General features: G+C 63.3%; 12 protein-coding genes. 6 read left to right on the top strand and 6 right to left on the bottom strand.

The genetic code is table 11. The annotated features are described in order from the left end of the window. Positions 1-17: 17 nt before the first annotated feature. Positions 18-1463, bottom strand: coding sequence for a SulP family inorganic anion transporter (locus tag AD664_RS07775; protein ID WP_053145705.1), 1446 nt, complete (start codon positions 1461-1463; stop codon positions 18-20). A 292-nt stretch (positions 1464-1755) separates the two neighbouring features. Between AD664_RS07775 and AD664_RS07770 the strand changes: the two genes are divergently transcribed. The 4 genes from AD664_RS07770 to AD664_RS07755 all read left to right on the top strand — a co-directional run bounded on the left by AD664_RS07770 (position 1756) and on the right by AD664_RS07755 (position 5981). Then, positions 1756-3105: a gluconate:H+ symporter gene (locus tag AD664_RS07770; RefSeq protein WP_053145703.1), complete on the top strand. Its 1350-nt coding sequence runs from the start codon at positions 1756-1758 to the stop codon at positions 3103-3105. A gap of 28 nt (positions 3106-3133) precedes the next feature. After that, a complete protein-coding gene (locus AD664_RS07765) occupies positions 3134-3994 on the top strand; it encodes a MurR/RpiR family transcriptional regulator (RefSeq protein WP_053145701.1) in 861 nt (286 codons plus the stop codon). Between the two features lies 1 nt (position 3995). Continuing rightward, positions 3996-5441 carry an amidohydrolase family protein gene (locus tag AD664_RS07760; protein WP_053145699.1) on the top strand — a complete coding sequence of 482 codons (1446 nt, stop codon included), beginning with the start codon at positions 3996-3998 and terminating at the stop codon, positions 5439-5441. 171 nt (positions 5442-5612) lie between these two features. Further along, positions 5613-5981 carry a glyoxalase superfamily protein gene (locus tag AD664_RS07755; RefSeq protein WP_042730888.1) on the top strand — a complete coding sequence of 123 codons (369 nt, stop codon included), beginning with the start codon at positions 5613-5615 and terminating at the stop codon, positions 5979-5981. 19 nt (positions 5982-6000) lie between these two features. Here the strand turns inward: AD664_RS07755 and AD664_RS07750 are convergent, their stop codons facing one another. The 4 genes from AD664_RS07750 to AD664_RS07735 are packed head-to-tail and all read right to left on the bottom strand — an operon-like array spanning position 6001 to position 20410. Continuing rightward, positions 6001-8781, bottom strand: a complete 2781-nt coding sequence (locus tag AD664_RS07750; protein ID WP_053145698.1) for an RHS repeat-associated core domain-containing protein — start codon at positions 8779-8781, stop codon at positions 6001-6003. Then, positions 8778-13256 carry a SpvB/TcaC N-terminal domain-containing protein gene (locus AD664_RS07745; protein ID WP_053145696.1) on the bottom strand — a complete coding sequence of 1493 codons (4479 nt, stop codon included), beginning with the start codon at positions 13254-13256 and terminating at the stop codon, positions 8778-8780. Before AD664_RS07745 ends, AD664_RS07750 begins: the two co-directional genes overlap by 4 nt. Next, the gene (locus AD664_RS07740) at positions 13253-17821 is read right to left on the bottom strand and encodes a neuraminidase-like domain-containing protein (RefSeq protein ID WP_053145694.1); all 4569 of its coding nucleotides are present in this window, start codon (positions 17819-17821) and stop codon (positions 13253-13255) included. Before AD664_RS07740 ends, AD664_RS07745 begins: the two co-directional genes overlap by 4 nt. Positions 17822-17854: 33 nt before the next feature. Beyond that, on the bottom strand, positions 17855-20410 hold the full coding sequence (locus AD664_RS07735) for a Tc toxin subunit A (protein WP_053145692.1): 2556 nt from the start codon (positions 20408-20410) through the stop codon (positions 17855-17857). A 235-nt stretch (positions 20411-20645) separates the two neighbouring features. On the opposite strand from AD664_RS07735, the gene AD664_RS07730 reads away from it, so the two are divergent. Both AD664_RS07730 and AD664_RS07725 read left to right on the top strand, forming a co-directional pair. Continuing rightward, positions 20646-20891, top strand: coding sequence for a plasmid stabilization protein (locus AD664_RS07730; RefSeq protein ID WP_053145690.1), 246 nt, complete (start codon positions 20646-20648; stop codon positions 20889-20891). Beyond that, positions 20888-21307 (top strand): type II toxin-antitoxin system VapC family toxin, encoded by a 420-nt coding sequence (locus AD664_RS07725; protein ID WP_053145688.1) that lies wholly within the window; start codon positions 20888-20890, stop codon positions 21305-21307. The genes AD664_RS07730 and AD664_RS07725 overlap by 4 nt, the downstream gene beginning before the upstream one ends. A gap of 54 nt (positions 21308-21361) precedes the next feature. On the opposite strand, the gene AD664_RS28160 is transcribed toward AD664_RS07725, so the two are convergent. Continuing rightward, positions 21362-22066 (bottom strand): methyl-accepting chemotaxis protein, encoded by a 705-nt coding sequence (locus AD664_RS28160; RefSeq protein ID WP_371260952.1) that lies wholly within the window; start codon positions 22064-22066, stop codon positions 21362-21364. Between the last annotated feature and the right edge of the window lie 60 nt (positions 22067-22126).

Below are 22126 nucleotides of genomic sequence, written 5' to 3'. Positions count from 1 at the left end.
TGTGGGAGGCTTGACGCTCAGTCGTGATGCGCATCCGCGCGCTTGAGCATCTGCTTGCATCGCTCGGAGAGGTGGAACACCCGCAGGTGCTTGCCGGCCTTGCTGTAGCGCTCGCGCAGGGTCATGAGCGCGGCGATGGCCGAGTAGTCGACGAAGCGCAGGTGGCGGCAGTCCAGGGTGACCTGGGCCGGGTCGTTGGCCGGGTCGAACTGGTTGAGGAACGGCGTGGTCGAGGCGAAGAACAGGGTGCCGTGCAGGCGGTAGAGCTTGCTGCCGTCGGCTTCCAGGTGCGTGTCGGCGTACAACTCCCGCGCCTGCTGCCAGGCAAAGTTCAGCGCGGCGATGATGATGCCGCAGAGCACGGCGACGGCCAGGTCGGTGAACACGGTGATGAGGGTCACCGCGATGATCACCAGCACATCGTTGACCGGCACCTTGTTGAGCACCCGCAGCGAGGCCCAGGCAAATGTCTGCTGCGACACCACGAACATCACACCCACCAGCGCGGCGAGCGGGATGCGCTCGATCAGCGGTGACAGGAACAACACGAACAGCAACACCATCACTCCGGCCACCACGCCCGACAGGCGCCCGCGTCCGCCGGAGCTGAGGTTGATCACCGTCTGGCCGATCATCGCGCAACCGCCCATGCCGCCGAACAGGCCCGAGACGATGTTCGAGGCGCCCAGGGCTACGCATTCACGGTCCGGGTAACCGCGACTCTCGGTGATTTCGTCGGTCAGGTTCAGCGTCAGCAGGGTTTCCAACAGACCCACCATGGCCATGATCACGGCGTAGGGGGCGATGATCTGCAGGGTTTGAAGGTTCCAGGGAATGTCCGGCCAGGCGAGGCTTGGCAAGCCGCCGGCGATGTGGGCCATGTCGCCCAGCGTGCGGGTGGGCAAGCCGAGCAGGTAGACCGCCAGGCCGACACCCAGGATCGCCACCAGGGCCGGCGGTACGCTGCGGGTCAGGCGCGGCAACAGGTAGACGATGGCCATGGTCAGTGCCACCAGGCCCGCCATCAGGTACAGCGCTTCACCGCTCAGCCAGGTGCCGCCGCTCTTGAAATGCTCCAGCTGGGCCAGTGCAATCACGATCGCCAGGCCGTTGACGAAACCGAGCATCACCGGGTGCGGCACCATGCGCACCAGCTTGCCCAGCCGCAACAGCCCGAACGCCATCATGATCAACCCGCCCAATAGCACGGTGGCCAGCAGGTACTGCACGCCGTGCTGCACCACCAGCGCGACAATCACCACCGCCATCGACCCTGCCGCGCCGGACACCATGCCCGGACGCCCGCCGAACAGGGCGGTGAGGGTGCAGAGGATGAACGCGCCGTAGAGCCCCATCAGTGGATTGAGGTGGGCGACCAGGGCGAAGGCGATGCATTCGGGAAGCAAGGCGAAAGACGTGGTGAGGCCGGCGAGGACGTCGGCGCGAAGGCGTGCTGGTTTCATGATTTACCTGACAGGGCACCGATCGAGGCTCGGGGCCGGGGGACGTGGTACAAAAACAGGGGCGGATGGTACGCAATTGCCGGGCGCAAGAACAGTGAACCCGGTGGGTGCCGACGCTGCGTGCACAAGAATGAAAGTTTCGCCGCGGATTTTCATCAGGCCTGCCGGGCGATGTCCCTGGGCGACACTTCTTGTCTGTGCACGAAAATGACTTTCAGAATGTTTGAAGAATGCTCCTTGAAATGATTTATGAGTTTCACAACTCGACGTAACCCTGTTCAAGGAGTACCGCATGGCCCCTGCTTTCGGATACTGGCTGCTGGTCTACGCGGCCATCGCCATCATTGCGCTGATCGTGCTGATCGCCCGTTACCGGCTCAACCCGTTTATCGTGATCACGCTGGTGTCCATCGGCCTGGCGCTGCTGGCGGGCATGCCGGCGTCAGGGGTGGTGGGGGCGTATGAGGCGGGGGTCGGCAAGACGCTGGGGCACATTGCGTTGGTGGTGGCCTTGGGCACGATGCTCGGCAAGATGATGGCCGAGTCCGGCGGGGCGGAGCGGCTGGCGCAGACGCTGATCGAACGCTTCGGCGAGCGCAACGCCCATTGGGCGATGGTGTGCATCGCCTTCCTGGTGGGGCTGCCGTTGTTCTTCGAAGTCGGTTTCGTGCTGCTGGTGCCCATTGCCTTCACCATCGCCCGGCGCGTGGGGGTGTCGATCCTGATGGTGGGGTTGCCGATGGTCGCCGGGCTCTCGGTGGTCCATGCCCTGGTGCCGCCGCATCCGGCGGCGATGCTGGCGGTGCAGGCGTTCCAGGCCTCCGTGGGACAGACCCTGTTGTACGCGATCCTGATCGGCATCCCCACCGCGATCATCGCCGGGCCGCTTTATGCGAAATTCATCGTGCCGCGCATCCCGCTGCCGGCGGAAAACCCGCTGGAGCGGCAGTTTCTCGACCGCGAGCCCCGCGCCCGGTTGCCGGGGTTCGGCATCACCCTGGGGACCATCCTGTTGCCGGTGTTCCTGATGCTGATCGGTGGTTGGGCCAACCTGATTTCCACGCCGGGCAGCGGTTTCAACCAGTTCCTGCTGTTCATTGGCAACTCGGTGATTGCCTTGCTGCTGGCGACCATCCTCAGTTTCTGGACCCTCGGCCTGGCCCAGGGTTTCAACCGCGAATCGATCCTCAAATTCACCAACGAATGCCTGGCGCCGACGGCGAGCATCACCTTGCTGGTGGGTGCCGGCGGTGGCTTGAACCGGATTCTGGTGGACGCCGGGGTCACCCAGCAGATCGTCGGCCTGGCCCAGGCGTTCCAGTTGTCGCCACTGGTCATGGGCTGGCTGTTCGCGGCCTTGATGCGCGTCGCCACGGGGTCGGCCACGGTGGCGATGACCACGGCCTCGGGTATCGTCGCGCCCGTGGCGATCAGCCTCGGCTACCCGCACCCCGAGTTGCTGGTGCTGGCCACCGGGGCCGGGTCGGTTATCTTTTCCCACGTGAATGACGGCGGCTTCTGGCTGATCAAGGAATACTTCAATATGACCGTTGCCCAGACCTTCAAGACCTGGACGGTGCTCGAAACCCTGATTTCCCTGGTCGCCTTCGGCCTGACCCTCGGGCTTGCGCGTTTGCTCTGAGCGCGACGCACCCACACAGGAGCCCCCCATGGACATCCTCTACCAGATCCGCGCTCGCCAGGATTCCTTCAGTGCCGGCGAAGGCCGAATCGCCCGGCTGATGCTCGACGACGTCGGCTTTGCCGCCTCCGCCAGCCTGGACGAACTGGCCCAGCGCGCCGACGTCAGCAGCGCCACGCTGTCACGGTTTGCCCGTAGCGTCGGTTGTCGCGACCTGCGGGACCTGCGCCTGCAACTGGCCCAGGCCAGCGGCGTTGGCAGTCGGTTTCTCGACCCGGCGGGCGCGCCCGAGCAGTCGGCGTTCTATGGGCAGATTGTCGGCGACATCGAGTCCACGTTGCGCCAGCACCTCTCGGCATTCGAAGAAACACGGTTCGCCGATGCCGTGCGGATGCTGGGCAAGGCACGGATGATCCATGCGTTCGGGCTCGGCGGCTGGTCGGCGCTGTGTTGTGAAGAGTTGCAGGTGCGCCTGGTGCGTTTCGGCTACCCGATTGCCGCGTGCCGCGATCCGGTGATGATGCGCATCACCGCCACCTCGCTCAGCGAAGCCCATCTGGTCATCGCCTGCTCGCTCACCGGCATCACCCCGGAACTGCTCGATGCCGTTGAACTGGCCCGCGGCTATGGCGCGCCGATCCTGGCCATTACCCGAGCCGACTCGCCGCTGGCCCAACTGGCCGATGGGGTGCTGCCCCTGCAAGGCGCCGAAACCTCGTTCATCTACAAACCCACGGCGGCGCGCTACGGCATGCTGCTGGCCATCGACGTGCTCGCCACCGAGCTTGCCCTGGCCCACCCCGAAGACAATCAAGAGCGCCTGCGGCGGGTCAAGCTCGCGCTGGACGATTACCGTGGCGGCGACGACGACCTGCCGCTGGGAGACTGACATGCTGTACGACACGCTTATCCGCAATGCGCACGTCATCGATGGCCGCGACACCCCTGGCTACGACGCCGATGTCGCGATTCGCGCCGGGCGCATCGAGCGCATCGGTGACATGGGTGCGGCGCGGGCGGTGGTCGACATCGACGCCGCTGGCCGCGTGCTGGCGCCGGGGTTCATCGACGTGCACACCCATGACGACACGGTGGTGATCCGCCAACCGCAGATGCTGCCCAAGCTCAGCCAGGGCGTGACCACGGTGATCGTCGGCAACTGCGGCATCAGCGCCTCGCCGGTGAGCCTGCGGGGCGATCCGCCCGACCCGATGAACCTGCTCGGCCCGGCCTCGGCGTTTACCTACCCGCGCTTCAGCGATTATCGCGACGCCGTGGAAGCGGCTGCACCGGCAGTCAACGTCGCCGCGCTGGTGGGCCATACGGCGTTGCGCAACAATCACATGGACGATCTGCTACGCACCGCCAGCGCGCCGCAAATCGCCGCCATGCGCCGGCAACTGCGCGAAAGCCTGGAGGACGGCGCGCTGGGGTTGTCCACCGGCCTGGCCTACGCCAACGCGTTTTGCGCGTCCACCGACGAAGTCATGCAACTGACCGAAGAGCTGCGAGCCTTCGGTGCGGTCTACACCACTCACCTGCGCAGCGAATTCGAGCCGGTGCTCGAGGCCATGGCCGAAGCGTTCCAGATCGGTCGTCATGCGCAGAGTCCAGTGATCATTTCCCACCTCAAATGCGCTGGCGCCGGTAATTGGGGGCGCAGCCCACAGGTGCTCGCGGCGCTGGAAAATGCCGCGCGACACCATCCCGTTGGCTGTGACTGCTACCCCTATGCGGCGAGTTCTTCGACGCTGGACCTCAAGCAAGTGACTGACGCCCATCGCATCACGATCACCTGGTCGACGCCGCATCCGTCGATGGGCGGCCGCGACCTGACCGACATTGCCGGCGAGTGGGGCGTGTCGCTGCTGGACGCGGCGCAACGCCTGCAACCGGCGGGTGCGGTGTACTACGGCATGGATGAGGGTGATGTAAGACGAATCCTCGCCCACCCGCTGTCCATGGTCGGTTCCGACGGACTGCCCGAAGACCCGTTTCCCCACCCGCGCCTGTGGGGCGCTTTCCCACGGGTGTTGGGACATTTCAGTCGTGACGTCGGGCTTTTTCCGCTGCACACCGCCGTGCACAAAATGACCGGCCTTTCTGCGGCACGCTTCGGCTTGGAAGGGCGCGGGGACATCCGTGAAGGGTATTGGGCCGACCTGGTGCTGTTCAATCCACAGACCATTCGTGATGTCGCCGATTTCACCGCGCCGCAACGGGCTGCCGAAGGCATTGATGGCGTGTGGGTCAATGGCGTCCTGAGTTATGACGAAGACCAGGCGAATGGGCGCCGGGGAGGACGGTTCCTGGCGCGGGGAAGTCTCGCGGGGTGATGAGTCAGTGTGGCGAGGGAGCAAGCTCCCTCGCCACGGGTTCGTTGGAGCCTTCAAATGTGCAGTGTTATCCAGGGGGATGGCACTTCGATATTAAAGAACCCCGCACCAAGGCCGAAGCACTGGGTTCAACCCAGCTAGACTGGGTCCTTTCAGCCAGGGAGCAAACCCATGAGCTTCGGTAAAACCACTCCGATCCTGCGGATCTTCGATGAAGCCAAGGCGATGGAGTTCTACGTCGATTTCCTGGGCTTTACCGTCGACTGGCAACACCGCTTTGGCGACAACTTCCCGCTCTACCTGCAAGTGTCCCGTGGCGAGTGCGTGTTGCACCTGTCCGAGCACCATGGCGATTGCACGCCGGGCTCGGCGCTGCGCATCGAGACGGATGAACTGCAAGCGTTCCAGCAGCAATTGCGGGCCACGCAGTACCGTTACGCTCACCCGGAGATCCAGGCGATGCCTTGGGGGACCCAGGAACTGACCGTCACCGACCCGTTCGGGAACCGGTTGGTGTTTACCGATGCGATCAGTGCCTGAGTCCTGAACTGCCAAGGCGCTAAGGTCGCCTGATTGTCTGTACGTGATCGTTGTACAGCTCATAGTTCCTGGGGTGGCGCTGCGTGGGAATATGGACGTTTTCGGGGATGATCCCGCTGCAGTTGAAACAGGCAATGAACGGTTCCGGTTGGGCCACGCCGGTGATTTTTTCGGTGAACAGGTACGTGTCCGAAAGCACTCGCTCGGCCTGGCCCGGATAGAGCGCAACGACGTCGTTCAGTACCCGGACTTCCCCATGCGCCCCCGGCCCCCCGGCGCGCACGGGGATGATGCCGTTGCAGCGCTCGATATGCGTGGCGATGAGGTTCTGGGTGTTTGGCTGGAGCTCCGACAGGGCATCGACCGTCCTGCTCAGCGTGGGCTCGCGCTTGAGTAACTCGGGATCCACTTCGAGTCTGTGGATCGGGTCGTTCTTGGTGGCGCGGTAGCGTTCGGCCAGGTCGCTCAGGTATTCGCTGGTGTTGCCGATCCTGTAGCTGCCGAAGTTCAGGTAGAAACTGTCGCTTTTAGCGCTGCCTTCGTAGCGGGCGTCCACGCCGCGATAACCCGTCGGGCCGGATTTGGGACCGGAGAGGTTGTGGTACTCATAGAGCGCCACCGGCTTACCGCCCGGGGTATCGCCGGTCACGCCAAACGAGTGGACCACCAGGTCCTTGCGCTTTGTCTTGCTCAAGCCTGGGGTCGGACGCAGGGCCAGGTTGAGCGCGGCGTTTTCTCGGTCGTCACCGGCCGTTCGCCTGGGCGGCAGGGTCGAGGGGGGTTGCATCATCGCCAGGGACCGGGCGTGCCCATCAGCCTCCACCCCTTTGACTACGTCATCCTTCAGCCATCCTTGATGGTCGACGAACCTGAGCGGATTGTTGGCCACCATGGCGTACAGGTTCAATCCGTCGACCGCCCCCGCCGGGTCGGGGCTGATCCAGCGTTGCAACCACGGCGCGTAGTAGCGTTGGCCGTAGTAATACAGACCGCTGGCGTCGCGCTCCTTGCCGCAATAGCGAAGGGTGCGATAGCTGACTTCCAGCGCCGAGCGCGAGGCCAACCAGGCGGTCCCGCCGTAGGGCAGGTAGCCTTCCTGGCTGATCAACCCACCCTGGGCATCGAGTTCCAGTGAGCAGCAGCCCAGGTGGTCGCCAAGGCCGTAGCGCATTGGGTTGGCGGCGATGCCGGACGGTCGACCTGCGGTCCAGTGCAGGTAACGCACGCTGAAGCGGCCAGCTTGCAGGCTGATCACTTCCAGCCGTTCATTGGGACGGGTGTGGATCTCCAGGCCCGGCAGGTAGCGCACCTCTCGGGTGTGGGTGATGGCCTCGGCGTGGGCCGTGCGGACCTTGCGCACCCGTTGGCCGCTGTTGTCGTAGTGATAGCGCTCAACGTCGTCGGGCGCGCCTTCACGCTGGACCAGCACCACGCTGTCGAGTTGATTGCGGTTGTTCCAGGTCAGCGCCTGCCCGGGCAGCAGCGCCTGCTGGTTGCCGTTGGCATCGAAGGCCACTGTGACGTCGGGCGCCGACTGGCCGGTGTTCCAGCTCAGCAGGCGGTTGCTGGTGGGGCTGACGCTGAACGTCCGGGTGTAGTGGTTGCGCTCGCGAACATGGCGCAGTTCGGTCAGGTTGCCGCCGGTGTCGTAGGTGTAGTGCTCGGTGTAATTGAACAACTGACCGGCATCGATCGGAATGTTGAGGATGGTCGGAGCCAGATCTGCGGTTTCACGCCCTGTCGCACGGATCAATTGATACAGGCTGTCGTAGGTGAAGGTGCGCGTGGCTTCGACCCGCTGGTTACTGCCGTACTGCACCGGCTGGGCCTTGTCTTCGATGCGCAGCACGTTCCCCACCGGGTCGTAGGTGTAATGCAGGTCCTGCAAGGTCCGGGTGGACAGCGATGCGCTGAGGGCGGTCAGCCGCCCGGTGGCCGGGTCGAACACGGCGCGGCTGATGACACCGTTGCCGGCAACCTGGGATTCGAGCTGGCCGGACGCGTTGTAGGTGAGTTGGCTTGCGACGGTTGTTTCGACGATGGCGTCCCGGGGCTTCAGGCTCACGGCACTGAGCTGGCCCGCGCGATCGAACGTGCTCCGCTGTTGGTGCCGGGCCGCATCGGTTTGTTCGATGACCTGCCCGAGTGCGTCGTAGCGCCAATGTGTGGTGTGGCCGTCGCCCTGTTCCAGCAGCAGGTCTCGGTCTTTTTCGTTCCCTGGCCAGTCGCCGGGCGCGGTGTCGGCTGACAGGTGCCGGGTCTGACTCAGCGGGTTGGCGCAAAGCGCGTAGGCATGGGTGAGCAGGGTGCCGGCGCTGTCATCCTGACGGACCAGGGCACCACACAGGTTACGGGCGGCAGACGCTGGCGAACTGTCGCCGTAGCGCAGGCATTCGACTGTGCGTGGCGCCTGCCCTGGCGTTTGCTCGCGACGCATGACCGGCCGCCTTTGATCGTCGAAGGTGGTTTGCTCCTGATTTCCCCGTTGGTCCCAACGGCGCAGCACCTGCCCGGCGTCGCCCGGCAGGCTCAGGCGCCACCCGGCGTCGACACTGCTCACCCGCAGTGGCTTGCCCGACAAGCTGTAGACGGTCTGCAGGTTGGCCTCGGGGGCGTTGGCGAACAGCCGGGCGTCCCACTGCGCCACCTGTCGCCCCGCCGCGTCGTAGTGATGCCGGATGATGCGCGCCTGGCTTGGCTCGTCTGCCTCGCGTCGGTGGTAAGCCACCTGCCGCACGGGCAGGCCACGGTTGTCGATGACGTTGATCGTGGGCGTCTTGTGGTGAAGGCGAGCGCTCATGCAGCACCCCCGCGGGTCGACATGACTTCCTGCAAGGTGTCGTTCTCGTCCTCGTCCACGCTGTACCAGGGGTGGCGCGTGTGGCGGCGCAAATGGCAGAGGTCATCCTGCCGGGCGAGCCAGGTGTGGGTCAGGCGTCCGAGGGGGTCGTGGACATGCCGGTCGAAATGACCGCACTGGTGCAGGGACGCATCGTTGATGTGGCGATGATGATCGGCAAAGTAAGGCCGATAGACCCGCACCACCCACCCCTTGCCGTTGTATTCCACCCGTTCGCTGACACGCCAGCGAACCGCGGCGATCTGCGCCTTGGGCTTGCCATCTGCCAGGGTCAGTTCGCCTTTGGCGTCGACGACACGGGCCATGCCTGACTCGACCCGCTGCTTGTTTTGCAACGTTCGACCGAAGCCGTCGAAATGGGTGATGGCAATGCGGATCTGTTGCTGCGGGTCATCGGGGTAGCGGTCGGCGACCAGGGTCGCGACATGCACGGGCTCACGGTTCAAGGCCTCGAGTTCGTCTTTGAGCTTCAGGTCGTCGGCGGACAAGGCTCGGCCTGACGACAACCGGGCTCGGGCTGACGCGCAGAGATGCCCATCGGCAAGCAGGTCCCCTCTTGCTACGCAACGCGCCAGCCAGTCGGGGTCGGCCAATGCGGCCGTCGATACCCGTCCCATCCAGCTGAAGGGCGCGTAATAGTGGGCCGTGGCGGCGCCCTGCACGGCTTCCCTTTCGCGGCGGACGGCCTGCGCCGCAAGCTCGAACGAAGGGCGCTTGAACTGGGCGAGGGGCTTGAAGCCTACGGGCGTGCCGTCTTCATCGCCATGAAAAGAGCTGGCCAGGACCTGGCCGAACCCATCGAACAAGCCTTCCTGGACGTTGCCGTTGGGGTCGGTGATGCGCACCGGTTGCAGCGAGCGGTAGTCGTGGACGGCCTGGGTGGTGCAGCCATCGGGCAGCGTGAAGGCGATGACCCGGCAGGCATACGGGTCGTAGCTGATCCGGGTCACCCCCTGGCTTTGACTCGGTTGTACAGCGTTGACCTTGTAGAAGCCCTCCAGCGGCGCGTAGCTCGCGAAGTCGCTCTTGACTGACCAGAGCTTTGCGGGCGTCGATGCAGGCAGCAGGTCGGTCATTCGGTGATAACCGATTCGCTCCAGCAGTTTTCCTTTGGGGCGGTCGTCCTGGGGCAGCGCCTGGAAGGCCTCCAGGGCCGTTTCATCCAGCTCTGCGCGCTCCAGGTGATCGGCCAGGGCCGGCAGGTCGGCGATGCCATCGGGTAGGGTGGCCGCGCTCGCCGCGTCTTTGTAGCGCTGCACGCAAAGGCCGGTCAGCACGCCTTGGGTGTGCCAGGTCATGGGGGGCACGCGCTCGTCGAGTGTTTCGAACGTGATGTCCCGCGGGACCAGCCCCTCGTCTTCAGGGGCCTTGGGGCGCTGCAAGGCCTGGGTACGCTGGCGATAAGGCAGGCCGAGTCGCCATTGCCGGGCTGTTTGCAGATGAATGAACTCGGCGCGGGTTTCGTTCAGGTGGTAGCGCTGCTGCGCCGGGTCGTGAGCGTCGCGCCACCACTGTCGTTGGTCGGCGTCGTTGAATGGTGGGGTGTCGTTGGCGGTTGTTCGTCGGGCGTAATGGACATCCACGCTGCGGGTCTGCGCTCCGTAAAGGTCGTGTTGCAGATTCAGGGTGTGCCGGCATTGCGGGTCATCGACAAAGCCGTCGTATTGATACGTGATCGACTCCAGCAGCAGCGGCAGCATCCGGGCCTGGCGGCGATGGTTGTCGGGGGCTTGCAGCAGGCGCAGCCCGTAACGGTTCTCCTGGACCGTATAGAGGCGGGTGGCGTTGCGGCGTTCATCGACGCCGAAGACCTCGCTGCGCAGCAAGCGGCCACACAAGGCGCGGGCCATTTCCAGATCGGTGGTCGCGTCTGGCGAGGCGATGATCCGGTCGCGCTGCGTCTCGGGTTGGTATTGGCAAAGCAATGTCTTGCCCAGCGCCATGGCCTGCTTGTCTGCGCGGCTGTAGCTGTTTCGCGGCAGATCCACTCGGCGCCCGGTGTGAAACCAGGTTTTCTTCAGGCACAGAGGGGTGAGGTCCTGGCTGTCGCTGTCGCTGTCGCCGGGGCTGGCTGGAGTGTCGGTTTGCAGCAGTAGGCCGAAACCGCGAAATTCCCGCTCGCTGCCGTCGTAGTAACCTTGGCGATAGGCAAACGCCTGGGTCAGCTGGTTGCCGGTGGTTTCGTCAAGGCGGGTCTGACTGCACACCAGATGCAGGGCCAAGGGCAGGCGGCAGGTGAGTGGTTTGCCGGCGGCGATTCTCTCCTGTTTCTCATCCAGCCATTCCTGCGCCGAGCTGCGGTAGTCGATGCGATCGTCGGCGCCCATGTTGTTGTTGGTGCCGGTGAGCAGATACGGTTTAGCGCTGACGAAGTCGTAGTGCCAATGTTGCGAGCCCATGTGCGGTGAGCTCAGGATCAGGCTGGAACAGCCGAGCCCTTGCAGGTCGGCGACGCTCACTTGGCACAACGGATCGTAGCGCAGCTCTTCGGGCCAGGGCAGCGCCACTGCGGGGGCGAAGCCCTGGCCGCAGCGGTTCATGAAAATCAGTGCCTGATCCGCTTGCAGGTAGATCAGGTCGACGGCGCCGGAGCCATCCAGGTCCGCCAGGCGAATACGCGAGGCGTCGAAACTTTCGTGGGCCAACCCGGGGAAATCCAGCACCCGGCCTTGGCCGAAGCGTCCATGCCCGAGGTTGGGCCAGCACTTCACTTCGTTATGACGAATGCGCACCAGGTGCTGCTGGCCGCTGCCCAGTACGTCGCTCAAAGCCACCAGTTCGCCGGGAGAGCCGGTGAACACGGGCAGGGCATCTTCATGCGCTTCTCGGGGGACCTCGAATGGCGGTGAAAAACCGTATTTTCGTTGGTTGGCGTACAGGCGAACGCTGCGCGGGCCGATCAGTGCCAGGTCGCCGAGCCCGTCGCCCATCAGATCGGCCAACTGCCCTTGAGGGCTGAAGAACTCTGGGGCAAATGCCTCGAACGTGGCGAAGTCCGACCAGCTTCGATCGGCCTCGAGGGAGAAGAAACCGCTCACTTGCGGCCGGGCGATGAGCCAGTCCAAACGACCGTCCCCCGTGAGATCGCTCAAGGCCTGGTGTACCGATGTTGCCGCGTCGGCTACCGGGAGGTTGGGGAGCGTTCGCCACGGCGCGTAGGCCACTTCGTTGCCGTTGGCCCCGGCGCGCATGGGTTCACGGTAATGCCAGCCTTTTTCGTTTCGATGGAGCACGCCCGGCAGGCCTTCGCCGTACAGGTCCACTAACTGATAGCTGTGGCCGTCGTTGAGCCCCGGCATGTCCGCAAAACGCTGCCAGGCGAGGGGTTCGAGCGTGAGCTTGAATGCGCTGTAGCTGAACTCGACGGGAGGGCGTCGCTCGACGGTTTCGTCTTCGGCGAACGCCTGTTCGTGGGCGGCGCTCAAGTGCTGGTAACCCAGGGGGGGCTGGCGATAGTCAAGCAGCAGACGCCGCACCAGGACGGGGGCCGCGCCCAGCTCAGCGGGGAAACGGTGAAACATCAGGACCTGGCGGCACAGGCGTTCGGTGCGTAATTCAAAGCCGTAGGCGAAGCTGGAAAATGGATCGCTGCGGGTCGGCCACTGCCGGCCCTCATACGACGGCTTTTCTGTATAGGCAGTGCTTCGTTCACCGTAGTCGAACACCAGTTCGAAGTGCCATTGCACGGACGTGAGCCGCTGCGCAGTCCACGAATAGAGCTGCGTGTCGGCCTTGAAATTGCCATAGCTGACCCGGCTCAAATAGCGTTGGGCCGTGGCGTCTGTCTGGTATTGATAGAGGATATGTTCGCCGTGGGCGTTCAGGCTTTCCTCCAGCAGCCATTCGCCGACTCGGCGCGCATCCCCGGGATCGACGCGCCGCGATGCCTGGCTCTTTCCGAACACGTGGAGGCTGCCGTCGGCACCGTGCACCAGCCAGAAGCCCGGCGTATCGCCTGGCGAAGCCCAATGCTCGATCCGGTCGAAACGGTTTTCGGTCCTGGGGAAGTGTCGGGTGACGGTGTAGGTCGTTCCCAGTGCCAGCTCGTTGTAGTGGTCGACGTGGGTCGAGGCGACAGCCTCCTGCGCATCACGCTCGGGCAGCCACACCACTCCGGTGGGGCCGATGATTTCGTCGTCTTGCCCATAGGCCGGCACACCCTGGCTGGTGCGTCGTGCCACGCTGGGCAATGACAGCCCCCAGCCGATGCCGAACACCCCGTTGCCGAGCGTACTGGCGTAGTTCAAGGACAGGGGCGGCGCAAAGCCGCGCCCCGGCGAAATGGGCAAGGCCATCTCATAGACAGCCGTACCGTGGGCACCCACGGGGCTCCATCCTTTGCCAATGCTTTGAATGGCGCCCCCGCCCTTGGGCAGGGAGGGTGCGGTGACCGGCAACGCGGATGGCTCGTTCATTGCGCACCTCCGCCGACCCTGGCCGTGTAGCTCACGTGCACGATGATGTCGGTCAGCGATTCCAGCAGGTCTTTTTGCGCCTGGGGGTTCGGGAAGGTCAGCTGCCATTTGGAAATGGCGCCGGTGTATTCGAACGGCAGGTAGCGCTCATCGTTGAAGCTCAAGGTAAACAGACCGTTGTCGTCGATCCCTGTCGACAGGGCGATCTGCTGATTGGCGCGGCGGCTCTCCATGGCACGGCCTCGGTCACCTGGCGACAAGAACACCGTGCTGGCGGTCTGGGTCAGCGTGGCCCGAATGTTTTCGTAAGGACCAACGACGGCCGGCAAGGTCACGCTGATGGTCTTGAGGCGCCGCAGGTAATGTTGCTGGTCCTGGTAATCGTCTTCGAACAACTGATGAGGCAGTTCGAACTCACACGTGCCTTTCTTCAGGTTGTCCAGCATCTGCGGCCATGGTTTGTTCAGGTGGCTGGCCGGGGTCTTGTCCTTCAGGTGTCGCAGCGACACCGTCTTGCGGATCTCCAGCTCGCGCTCATGGCGTTGCAGGTATCCGGCGTGCATGTTCATCAGGTTCAGCTTCAGCGACTCGCCGGCACCAAGCCCTCGATAGGTCGTGTGCCACGCTCCGGGTTGAATGAAGCGACTGTCGAAGTCGGCGGTCTCATATTGCCAACAGGCTTCGGCGGCCAGGCACAGGCTCAGGGTTGCGTCGTAGGCCTGGCGATAGACCACGGCCAACTGGCTGTTGAGCCATTGGTACAGCTGCGTCCTGGAGAAGCGCTTGCTCAGGAAATCGTAGTTGGCCTTGGCCTGGCCGAGGGTCGCTTCGACCAGGCGCAATTGCAGGCGGGTGGCGGTTTCCTGCTCGGCGAAGTGCGCCAGTTGGGCGTCGAGCTGCTCCAGTTCGAGTTGGGCCTGGTCGTACGCATGGCGCCACTCGTCCCACCGACGATTGAACGAGGCTGTACGCTCGCAGTGGTCCGCTGCCGTACGGGCGAGGATGGCCGCGCTGTGAGCCGCCGCCGAGGCGGCGAGCGTTGGCCCTTCCCAGCGACTGCCACCGTTGGCGAGGCCAAAGATGTTGGGCAGCGTCATCATGGCGCCTGCCGCGATCTGGCAGGTCATGGCGGCGAGCTCGGCACTGCCGCTGGCCAGGTAGAACTGAGTGGCGTGTTTTTCCGAGTCGTTGAGGTTCTCTTCCATCAGTTTTCCGTAATGGCGGGCTCGGTCCTGGACGATCCCTTTGGTGGCCTCCAGTGCCTGACGGTTACGATGATCGATGTTCAAGGCCTGGCGTTGCAGGTCGACGGCGCGCTTCGCCAGGTCCCAGGCTTGCTGTTGCTGCAAGGCCTGCAACTGGGCTTCTTCCTTGCGTTCGATCAGCGACAGCAGCAGGGAGCCGAACTGGCTGAGGCTGTCCACCGCTTGCAGGGCGTGGCTGTGCACGGTCGTGAAGCGGTAAGGGGGAATGGCGGCGGTGGGCAGGCGGGTCGTTGCGCTGTCCGACAGGTTCAGGGCCAGGCTGCTGGAAAGGGTGCGAGGGTCCAGCGGCGCCGCGATGACCGGCAGGTGCAGCGGCTTGCCGGCGATGTCGAGGTTGTGCCGCAGGTTGTGCAGCCGGCTCTCGGCCGTGTCCCAGCCTCTGAGCAACTGCGGGTTGAACGGCAGATGCAGATACGGGCTATCGATGGCCGGCAGGGTCGAGCGTGCGCTGCCTTCGCGAAGGACCAACCCGCGGTGGTCGTTCAGGCGGGTCAGCGAGTACTCGAAGGTGCGCAGGTCGTCGTCGGGTGTTTCGACCAACGTTTGCAGGCTGAGGGCCGTCCAGGGCACCACTGGCCGAACGACCGGGCGCGGGCCCAGCAGGTCGAGCACACGCACGTACCACAGCTTCGCTTCGCTGAGGCCGTCTGGCGTCATGGCGCGGTATGCGGCATCGCCCCGGTTGATCAGGATGTCCAGGTACAGGAAGTACAGCGCCTTGCACAAGTGCACGGGATGACTGAGGGCGATCTGGTGCGGGTCATGAGGCGCCTGATCGGCGTACGACGGCACGCCGCGATCGACCAGCGGCACGCTGCGCCAGCATTCATCCTTGTTGCGATCCGGATCGAAGGCGTAGCGCAACCAGCGCTCGGCTTCCTCATACCGCTGCTCGGCGTTCAAGCGATGGGCGACCAGCCATGGCACATGGAGGAACAGCTCGGTGAAGTAACGGCCGTAGGCGCCATGAAAATCCATCGCGATGTTCGAGTCGTCGGGTATCGCGGGTTCCTGCAGGTGTTGGGTCGTCCAGTCGAACAGTTCATCCAGGCCGTCCTCGGTACGCCGGATCAGTTCGGCGGCGAACACGGTGTTCAAACGGATCGGCGAGCGCCGTCGGCTGGAGGCGTCACTGGTTTTGATCGTGGACTTGGCGAAATCGATGAACTGGGTGGCCCCCAAGCCGGGCGCCGTGACCTGGGTGATGTCGGGCGGTTGCTGGCGTATCACGGGGCGTTTGAGCGTGAAGGCCCGGAGGACGGAGTAGCGCTTGGTGGCTGGTTCGGAGGGGTGGACGAACGCCACCCCGAGAAGCAGGGTGGTGTCGTCGCCGGGATCGGTGCCGGGCCACTCGAAGTCAAAGGACGGCGGCAGATGCTCGGCCGGAACGGACTCGGCCACGACGCTCAGGTCTGCGTAGGTCAGCGGTCGGTCTAATGAGGCGGTGGGTTGCCGGAAGACGACGTATTGCTTGTCCAGTGGTTCATCGCAGAGAACGGCGACGTGCTTCACGTCAAACGGTTCGGCGTGCGCTGTTTTCAGGATGATCGTTTCCGATTCGCGGATGGTCGAGCTGTTGTTGTCGCGCCGGCTCGCCTTGATCAGGTGTCTGACGGCCTCTGTGGAAATGAATTTTCCTTCGAGGTGGGTCTGGCTCGATAGCATGATACCGGGCGAGCGATCACTGTCTCTCAGTGCGTCAGGCGTGTGCGTGAAGGACCACGTGAAGGTGCGATCGAGAGCGACCGGAGGCCTGGCAAGACTGAGGCTTGAGCCCTCCAGAAGCCGGATGTAAGCCGTTTTCGGCAGGCTTTGGGCAGCAAACACCAGGTTCATCTGGAGGCGAGGTTCACGACTGAAGGGGGTTTGCACCCTCAAGCGCATCACGTTGCGCGGCAGGTATCCCATGTTCCCTGCGCTGGTCATGTCGATGTTGGCCGCCATGTGCAACGTGAGTCTGGAGTCGTGCCGGGTGTAGGTGAGCGTGATGCGATCGCGGTGGGCGCTTTCGAAATCCGACAGGGTGGCGGGCAGGTTGCCGGGCAGGGCGACTTCTGTGATTTCGAGGTCGATGGACGTTGTGGCTTGGATACGCTGTGCGGCGGCTTTCAGGAGTTGCTGTTCGTTGGCCGCGTCCGTTGAGCGCCCCGGTTCATGATTGAGGTGCCTGTCGATGCAGACCGTCTGGTTGAAGGCGAGCTCCTTGCCGCTGGCCAGGCCTGACGCTGCCGGTGATCCATAACCCTGCAAGGCGAGAAACAGCGAGTCGCGCGAGCCTTGGCGAAAATGCACGGCGACAGTGGCGAGCAACGTCTTGATCGCTGCAAGGTCTTTGTTGCCCAGGGAACTGTCTTCCCAATGGCCTTGCAGGGCCACCCGCGGCGTACTCCAGGTTCCATCGTGTTTCTTGAAGCAATAGCTCAGGCGCAACAGCGGATGGTGCTTGCTCGCCGCCGTTGTATCGTCCTGTGACGAGGCGTTGGAGGGTGACGGGTCCTGATGAATGCATTCGCCCCAGACAACGAACAGCCGATTGTTGAACCAGACCGGTCGCACCGAATGCTCGGGCGCGTTCTCGGGGATGGGGACGTCGGCTTTTTCCCAGTCCGACCAGGCGTACGGGGCCGGCGGGTCCAGCTTGGGCGTGGTGCCCGGTGGTTGTGTCGGCACACCCGCGAGGGGCCGCTGCGCCATGTTCAGTGAACGCCAGAAGTAGCTGTTTTCGCTGCGGGACTTGGCGATGAAGTAGTAGGTGCTGTTGGCGTAGTCCTCGCCATCGATGTAGCCGTTGAGGATGTTCAGGTTGGCCACTTCTTCGAATCGGGTCAGGTACGCCATGACCGCCGATTGAACGGCGTCGGGTTGGATCTGGTTCTGGTTGAGGGCGTTTTCGAGTTGTTCGAAGTTGGCGCTTTTGTCGGCTCTCAGGTTCGGGTCGAGGTACATAGCAGGGAAGTAAAGCAACTGCTGGTGGGCGGCCCAGGTCGGGTACTGGTGCATTTCGTCGCGCCAGGTTTGCCGCAGATCGGTGGTGATGTCGGCGGGCTCATAGCCGGGCTCCAGGTTCATCAGGATGCGGTTGATGTATTGCTGCAAACTGGCAATGGCGCAGGCCACGGGGGTGGTGGGCACGTCCTGGCTGACCAGTACATCCAGCAGCCAGAATTCGTAGAGCTCCCGGGCGGTCTTGATCTTGTAGGGTTTCATCCTGTCCCGGTCAGGCGCGACCTTGTTCAGGTAAAGCGCCAACAGCGCATCGCGCAGGCTTTCATCGAGCTGCTTCTTAAGGGCAACGGTCATATTCAATCCTTGAATGTTGAAGCGGGGCGCCGGTCAATGGCAGGCCGCGATCAGTGCTGCGCCGACGGTTTTCCAGTCCGATGCAGGACTTTGGGTTTTCAGTGCGGTTGCCTGGAGCAACAGGTCTGCCGACAGTCCTGTGCTGACGCAGCACGCCTGGCAGCGCATGATCCAGTCCACCGTTTCCATTGAGGTTGCCTGTCCTGGCTCCAACTGCGCCGTCAGACGACTCACTTGCTCAATGTTCCAGTTCAAAAGGTTGGCCAGCAGGTTGTTGGTCTCTTCTTCCGAGTAATGCCCATCCTGATTGGCCACTTGCAGGTAGTGCAGCAGGTTCTCTTGCGACTGCGCCTGATGGCGGGCGCAATGGCTGAAGCGTTCGAGCAGATACAGCGTGTGGGGTGTGAGGGTTACGGAGGTCTTCGAGGCCAGCCATGTCGGATTGTCCATCAGGGTTTTCAGCGTGCTGCTGTCCAGGTGCAGACGCTGGAAGGCCTCGGCGATGCGAAGTACTGTTGCCAGCACAGGCGGCATCATGCCCGGGGTTGTGTTGATGGCCGTGACGATAGCCTTTGCGTCGGTACCGGCCATTTGCGTCACGCAAGGGACGTATTCGGCCGGAAGGTCCGCAATGTCATGCAGCAGCGTTTCAATCAGACGCTGAGGATCCTGGTTGGCGTTGTTGTCCGCTCGCAGTCTCGCCAGTCGTTCCTCCAACTTCTGATTAAGCGGCAAGCTCGTTCCCGGTTCATCGAACAGACGACACCACTGCAGTACATCAAGCTCGTTTTGCCTGAGCCAGTCCACGGCCCATTCCAGCGCCATCAACACGTCGAGAATGTCCGCCTCTGTGGATTGCGAGGTGTGCAATCGCCCGGTTACCAGTGCCTTGCAGAAGTCGTCTCCTCCCAACAACCGGGCCAGCTCGGTGCATTCGAGAGGGGACAGGCCCAGCATCCGGGCGATACGGGCCTGGCGGTAGAGTGAAGAGACCGTCGGCAAGCCGTGTTTTGGCGAGCCCAGGTACTTCTCGCTCTGTCGCACAAGCAGTAGTAGTGCATCCTGGGTCATGGGGAGTCCGAGACCTGCGCTCAGATAGCTGAGGGTTTGCTGGCCGGCGGTCAGAGGGCTCTGGGGAAGCTCCCATACGGGGCTTTCAAGCAGCCGGGTGCGATTGAACACTTGATCGAACAACGGCGTGCGGTCGCCGCAAGCATCCACCGGCATGTCGTGCAGCAAGGAGGCAAACTCTTCAGGTGCAATGCCATGGCGTTGATTCAGGTAGCGGTAGACGCCCAGTGCGCGCAACGTGTTGGCGTTGAGTGTGTCAGTCCCTTCGGAGCGCTGGGCATTGACGATCAGCGTATCCAGTTCGGCAACGGGGATAGCGGTCCAGCGATGCAGGCGGATCATTCGCTGCGCGCGGTCGAAACGCTCATGGGAGTGATGGGTGAAGACCTGCATCTCCCCTTGGGTTGCAATACTCAGGACGGAAGTCTGTTCCGGCCCGTTGATGTAGCTGGCGCCATAGCCGGTCTGCCTGGCGTCTGGGCTGTTGATTGAGGACCGAGGGGTGTAATTGCCTTGCGCCAACAGTTGTTCCACTTGCCCCGTCGTCATCCCGGTGCGTTCCTTGAAAAACTCCAGCTGACCCAGGTTCGTTATGTTTCGGGTACCGTAGTTCTTCTTCAGTGGATCTGACTTGGAGATCGATGCGATGGGCGCGAGCAGCAGGCTTTGTTGTTCCGGGCTGAGGCCGGACAGCAGTATTTGCGCGTCGAGAGGGGACGTCGTTACGCTGCCGTAGGTTGAGTTGCCTGGTGAAAACGGCAATTGCAGGCTGACGCGATAGTTCAGCTCGCCCAGCGCGGGCTTGCCGGCCCCCAGCCCGAGCAGACATTGATGATGGTACAGGTTGTAGGGCAGCGAAAAGGGATAGCGCTCGCTGCTCAGCGCCTGCGGGATTGCCCTGTCCTTGCCTTCCTCTTTCAGGTAAGCCTCGATGTTGCTGCGCAGGGTGTCATTGATGAGGTCGAGCATCGGACGCGTGGCGAAGGCGCTCTGTCGATCGAGTGTCAGGTGCCTGAGGTCGGGGCGGCGCTCTTCCAGGGTGATCCTGGCGGATGAGGCGGACGCCGGGAGCTGCTCCAGTTGCCTGGCAAACAGATACAGAGCACGTAGATACGCCACGGGCGAGTCGATGGCCGCGATATCGCTTTCGTTGCAGAACTGATCCCAGTTTTCCTCGAAGAGGGCCTGGTAGCCGGCGGACGCGGGCGTCGAGTCCGATCCCAGGCTGCGCCGCACGCGCCCCGGGGCATCCTTCCCGGCCGACACACGATGTGCCTGGTACCGGCGAGCGATTTGCCCGGCGTAATTGGCCGCACGGTCATAGGCCAGCCCGGCATCCGCGTCGCTGTACTTGGCCAGCTCAAGGGCGAATGGTGCCTTGCCCATGCGCACGATATCGAAAACCGACGCCAGCCCCATCCGCTGCAGGGCGGTTGCAAAGCGAGCCTTTGCGGTGTTGCGGTCGTCGTCGGCAAAGGCGACGAGCCTGTGCAGCAGCGAGTCATTGCTTGCGTCCATGTAGGGGTCATCTCCTGTTCGCACAAAGGTGCTTGTCCAGGGGAAACCGTACAACAGCGGTCAAAAAAAGGCGGTAGGACGAGAGTGGGGGATTTGTACGAAAGGGCGATGCGTGGGGAGGGTTTTGGTTAACCGGGAATCCAGGAGAGGGGCTGGTGAGTGGAGGGTGGCTGGACAAATTGGCTATTCTTAAACTAGGCTGCAATCAATGATTTCATTGATTGCACGGAGCTCTATGGCCAGCATCACTATTCGAAACCTGGACGATCAGATAAAGGAACAATTGCGTATCGCGGCAGCCCATAACGGCCATTCCATGGAAGAGGAGGCTCGGCTGATTTTAGGGCGTGCACTGGCAAAAGTGAGTCCGGAAGGTGGATTGGGAAGTCGTATCCGAAAAAGATTCAGTGCTCTGGGCGATGTTGATCTGGATCTACCCTCGCGCGACGAAAAGGCCACTGCGGCGGATCTTTTCGAATGATAGTGCTCGATACCAATGTTATTTCAGAGTTTATGCGTGCAGAGCCAAACCCCAATGTCTTGGCCTGGATTGATTCGCAGCCGGCAATGGATCTGGTCATTTGCGCTGTTACCGTGGCGGAAATTCTTCATGGTGTCGCCCGGCTACCCTTTGGTAAGCGCAAGCAAAAGCTTGAAGCCCATGCAATGGCAATGTTCGAAGAGGATTTTGCCGGCAGGATCCTGCCTTTTGATGCCCATGCTGCCGTTGAGTATGCGACCCTCGTTGCGTCATGCGAGGCCAAGGGGAGGGCGGCAAGCATGGCTGATGCTCAAATCGCCGCTATTTGCCGGACTCACGGGGCGTGGATTGCAACCCGCAATATCAGAGACTTTGAGTTCCCAGGCGTTGAGGTGATCAACCCCTGGAACGCCTGAAGGATGCCTGGCGCAAAACGCCCGTGTCCCACCGGACCCGGGCGTTGTGCCTGATCAAACGCGGAAGTGGCTGACCATCAGCTGCAACTGATTGCCCAGCCGCGCCAGCTCGACACTGGAGGCGGCGGTTTCTTCGCTGGCGGCGGCGGTCTGTTCGGAGACGTCGCGCACGTTGATGATGCTGCGGCTGATCTCTTCGGCCACGGCGCTTTGCTGCTCGGCCGCGGCGGCAATCTGCTGGTTCATCGACTGGATGTTCGACACCGTGCGGGTGATGTTCTCCAGTGAGGCGCCGGCCTTGCGGGTCAGGGCCACGCTGCTGTCGGTGAGGCTGCGGCTGTTGTTCATCACCGCGGCCACTTGTTGCGTGCCGTTCTGCAGGCCGGCCACCAGGCCTTCGATTTCCTCGGTGGATTTCTGCGTGCGCTGGGCCAGGCCACGGACTTCGTCGGCCACCACGGCAAAGCCGCGACCGGCTTCACCGGCACGTGCCGCTTCGATCGCGGCGTTGAGCGCCAGCAGGTTGGTCTGCTCGGCCACGGCCTTGATCACGTCCATGACGCTGCCGATCTTGTCGCTTTCCTGTTGCAGCACGGTCATGGCGTCGGTGGAGCGCACCACTTCGCTGGCCAGGCGCTCGATCTGGGCGATGGCTTCGCTGACCACCTGGTCGCCGGCACGGGCTTCGCCGTCGGCCGCAGCGGCGGCTTGAGACGCTTCCTCGGCGTTACGCGCAACTTCCTGCACGGTGGCGGTCATCTCGTGCATGGCGGTCGCCACCTGGTCGGTCTCGACTTTCTGGCTGTTGACGCCGGCACT

The organism is Pseudomonas sp. P97.38 (assembly GCF_001269745.1).
Taxonomy (GTDB): domain Bacteria; phylum Pseudomonadota; class Gammaproteobacteria; order Pseudomonadales; family Pseudomonadaceae; genus Aquipseudomonas; species Aquipseudomonas chlororaphis_E.
The sequence above is the reverse complement of the archived record's forward strand: the minus strand, read 5'-3'. Positions and strand labels throughout refer to the sequence as shown.